Raw genomic sequence first — 3,780 nt, 5'->3', positions numbered from 1 at the left:
TCGTAAGCCTGCATGTTGGCAACCTCTAAGGAGCGAATGTTATGTGTGATGGTCTAGGAGTTTGATGACACACTCCTGGCAAGAAGAGAAGCGGTCGGAAATACTCCGAAGTGATACACTGCCCACCGTATGCGTTCGCTTTTTCTTCTCGTCCTTAGCATTTTGGTAACGATCTATCTTGCACATGACTTTCCTCACGCGGCGTGGGTGCCGGTGATTGCCGGCATGTTCGGCGGTTGTTGGTACTACGAGTCTGTGGGACGCAACCGGTTTGAGCCGTTTGCAGTGAGTTTCCGCATCGAGTTCTTCTACGTTTTAACCGGGATCGGAATTATCACAGAGGATGAGTTTCGGGCGTATAACGGGCAAGCCATAGGAATCAATCGACTGGAGCCCCTGCAGCAGATGGTCGAAAAGGGGGTCAAGGCGATTGTCGTTGGCCTCTGTGATCGCAACCGAAGGACTCTCGTCCATTGGACTCAAGAGGGTATTTATTCCTCAGGCTTCAGCTTCCGAAAGCGTCTCGATATGATTCCTTCCCGTAAGGAGTTCGGTGCATGGCATCCTGGCTTCTTTATCCGTTCGGCTTCTACGAGATATGTTGTAGGAATCAGTGTTCCAACCCCATGGTGGCAGGCAAACAAAGATGGTGAAGGAATCAAGAAGTTTGTGATTGCTGTCGAGGATGGGGATTGGGAGACGAATCTTATCCTCGCGACCATACCGGACGCGGTGTTCGCGCCATATTATGGCGATCGGGGAAGCTTCTTCTGGGAAAAGCGTGTGGAGCGTGCAGATCGCGTTGCTGAAGCGAGCGGGCTGCGAAAGAGCGCCCACTGGTACTCCACCTATTCGAACGAGTGCTTCACTGTGGCGATTCAGTTTGTTTCCACTTAAGACAAGAACTTCTGAGACACGACACTAGTAACCAACGGAATTCGCACAGCTTATTTCTGCTGTTTCCCCTGTAGCAGGCCATTGACGATCGATGCAAGCCGCCGGGAGCCAAATGAAACATCGCCTGCGTCCTTCAGCGTTTGTTGACCTTTGTCCGTCGATCGCAGTTTGCTGATGGTATCGTCATCGACTCCAGAGAGGGAGAGATTTCGCGCTCCATTGTCCATCCATCGCTGAGGTCCCCGGACTGTGGCGAGTGTGGCGCCCGCAGCTGCGCGCATAGCAACCGGCAGTGAGGAGCTGGCGGCGGTGCGGGCGGCAGGCAGCAGGACATGAGATTCCGGAATAAGTTTTGGGAGAATTGCGCCGGCAGCACCGGCGGCAAGGTGAGATAGGGGACCCGCATGGAGTGCATCGGCAAGTTGTGAACCACCAACGTAGCCAACGCCGCTTTTGACAAGATCAAGCAGGTTATCGGCAAACTGCTTCTTGATGTTGTTAGAGGGACTATCGATTCCCGGTGCCTCTGCTATAGACCGCAGTGCCGAGATTCGCTGTTGTATCGCATCGAATCCAGGTAGTGCAGCCACGAGCCTGTTATGAAGCTCGTCCTGAACTGCCTTGAGTGCATGGTGTTGTACTTCTTTCCCGTCTCCCCATTGTCGGGATAGGCCATCAAGACCGTCTTTGAAACCTAACGCTTCGCTTGCCGGAATCTTGTTGGGAATGGGAGCTCCGGACCCATGATATGAGGAAAGCTGTTCGCGGATGGTATTCAGATCATTAAGCTCGCTCGCTTGATTTCCAGGGACGGCCTGAGCGAAAAAAGGCTTCAGCCTGCCTCTGACTGCATCCAGGTCAATGAACGCCGGCGAATCCTTTGCGGCGCTGTCGAGCGCGCCCTGGTAGTGGGTCAGCAGTGCTTTGGCTTGGTCCACAACCTTACCTGGGTCGATACCGGTTGTCTCTTTCAGGATTGCTTCACCGATATCTTTCGCGTTGGCTGCTTTATCACGAGCGCTCTCGAAGAGTTTTGAACCGATAGCCTTTGCCGCCAGATAAGGCGCGGCTTTCTTAATCGCATCTGAGGCAATATGGCCGCCTGCGCCCCAGAGTGCGCCCTCTCCAAAAGATTGTCCCTGATATTTATTGACGAGGCCCGAGCCAAGAGCTGAGGCGGCGATGCCGGCGATTGGAGCTGCCCTGGGAATAAGCCTGGCGACTTCACCTGCCAGCGCGGCTTCTCCGCCTGCGGGGATGAGGAACTCTGCAGTCTGTTCGATGCCTTTGCCGACGCGCTGCGCGGTATTGTGTGCGGTCTTCATCTCGTCGAGCTTGTCGAGATCCGCTGGATGACCGAAGCCGAGGTTTGAATTGGTGAAGAAGGGTGGAAGGTGTTCCCGTGCCCATCGGTCACCGACCGAGACACCAGTGAGTGCGCCCTTTCCGATTCCTTTCACAACGTCCAGTGCGATCTGACCGCCCGTGTGCAAAGGATGAGAGGCATGGGCTGCTTCAAAGTCCCCTTGGTAGCGATGGATCTCTCCGTCATCTAAAACGAAGCCTCGTTGCTGCAATGAGGGGACGTTGCCGTAGGGAACCATGATGTAGTTTCCCTTTGTGCCCGGAGTGAGCATCCGATACGTGCCTTCTCGTTGTGGATTGTTCAATAGCGATGCGATGTCGGTATTTGCCATGCGTCAGATGCTCCATCTTGTTGTGCGTTTGTTAGGTAAGCGATTGGCAGCTACCGATCAGGGATGGCCGGGATCTTCGGCATGAGAATCAAACTCCTGTGGGCGGAAGGAATGCTCTACTGCCAACGCCTGTCGGGAAGATAGTCGCCGAGGTTGATGCCGGGTTGTGGCGTGGACGGTGCTTGAGGCGCCGGTGCACGGCTAGAGCCGCGACGGGTAGCGAGCATCCCATTGTGGTAACGCTGCATTTCGGCCAGCTGATTCGCCTGATTTTGTTCGAGCCACTTGTGATGACGAGTGTTTTCGGAGGCTTGATCCTGTTCCCGTTGTTGCCGTATCTGCTCCAAGGCGGAGGATCCGAGGTTGCCGTAGTATTGTGCCGCCTCGGGAGAGTAGAGGTCGCTGAGATGATTCTCAAGATCGAAACCCTTTTCGCGGGCTTTTTTCACGAAGGCGGTCCATGCGGTCTGCTCCATACCTTTAGGAGCGTGCATGGCTGAGGCAGCGAGCGAGGAGACCTCCTCGATGTCGTGGTCGTGGATCCTCTGCTGTTGCTGCTGGAGCAGGTACTGTTGCTGCTGCCGCCCGAACTCGGCCTGCTCCATCGCGTCAGCCTGTTTCCTGGCTGCCGGTGTTCCGAGCCCTCGTAGATTTGCAATCCGGCCGGCAGCTTCGGAGGGCTGCGGCTTGCCTTCTGCATTCATCTGAGGACGAAGGGCGCGACGGATCTCCTGGTTATCGTGGAAGTCCTGTTGCTGCTGCCGAAGATCCAGATCGCGCTGCTGCATTTCCTGCCCGCGGGCCTGCATAAGCTGCTGCTGGGCGCGGTTCTGGTATGCCTGGCCGAGTGTCTCGAACCATCCCGGTTCGCGGCTTTGTTGAATCGGTACGTAAGCTCCCATTCATGGCTCCTTAGACGTAAATGCGGTTTTGACCATAGGTTCGTCCGTTGCGAGCCAGATCGTTCTTGTATCGGTCGGTCTGGCTGTAATACTGCGCGAGCGTGCCCTGTGCTCCTTCTCCCAGACCGCTGGTCATTCCATAGAGACCCTGGGCCTGCGCATTGCCGGCTCCGGTCAAGGCGTTGAAGGTGTTCTGCGCCTGCTGCATACCGGTACTCAGACCGGCGTTGCTCACCTGGTTGGTTGCATTCGCACCGAGGTTCGCGCCTCCCATGATCTCGCTG

General features: G+C 55.8%; 4 protein-coding genes. 1 reads left to right on the top strand and 3 read right to left on the bottom strand.

Going from position 1 to position 3,780, the window contains the following annotated elements:
• Nucleotides 1–129: 129 nt before the first annotated feature.
• Entirely contained in the window at nt 130–897 is a 768-nt protein-coding gene (locus AB4043_RS17885) for a hypothetical protein (RefSeq protein ID WP_442303024.1), read from the top strand.
• A gap of 50 nt (nt 898–947) precedes the next feature.
• On the opposite strand, the gene AB4043_RS17880 is transcribed toward AB4043_RS17885, so the two are convergent.
• The 3 genes from AB4043_RS17880 to AB4043_RS17870 form a co-directional block, all read right to left on the bottom strand.
• Complete coding sequence (locus AB4043_RS17880) at nt 948–2,594, bottom strand: hypothetical protein (protein WP_442303023.1); 1,647 nt, start codon at nt 2,592–2,594, stop codon at nt 948–950.
• 116 nt (nt 2,595–2,710) lie between these two features.
• Nucleotides 2,711–3,496, bottom strand: a complete 786-nt coding sequence (locus AB4043_RS17875) for a hypothetical protein (RefSeq protein WP_442303022.1) — start codon at nt 3,494–3,496, stop codon at nt 2,711–2,713.
• A gap of 10 nt (nt 3,497–3,506) precedes the next feature.
• Nucleotides 3,507–3,780, bottom strand: a 274-nt coding sequence (locus AB4043_RS17870; protein WP_442307680.1) for a hypothetical protein, incomplete at its 5' end; no start/stop codon positions are given.

The sequence above is a fragment of the Terriglobus sp. YAF25 genome (genome assembly GCF_052113305.1).
Taxonomy (GTDB): Bacteria; Acidobacteriota; Terriglobia; order Terriglobales; family Acidobacteriaceae; genus Terriglobus.
Note: the sequence above shows the minus strand (reverse complement) of the source record. Positions and strands in the feature narration are given on the sequence as shown.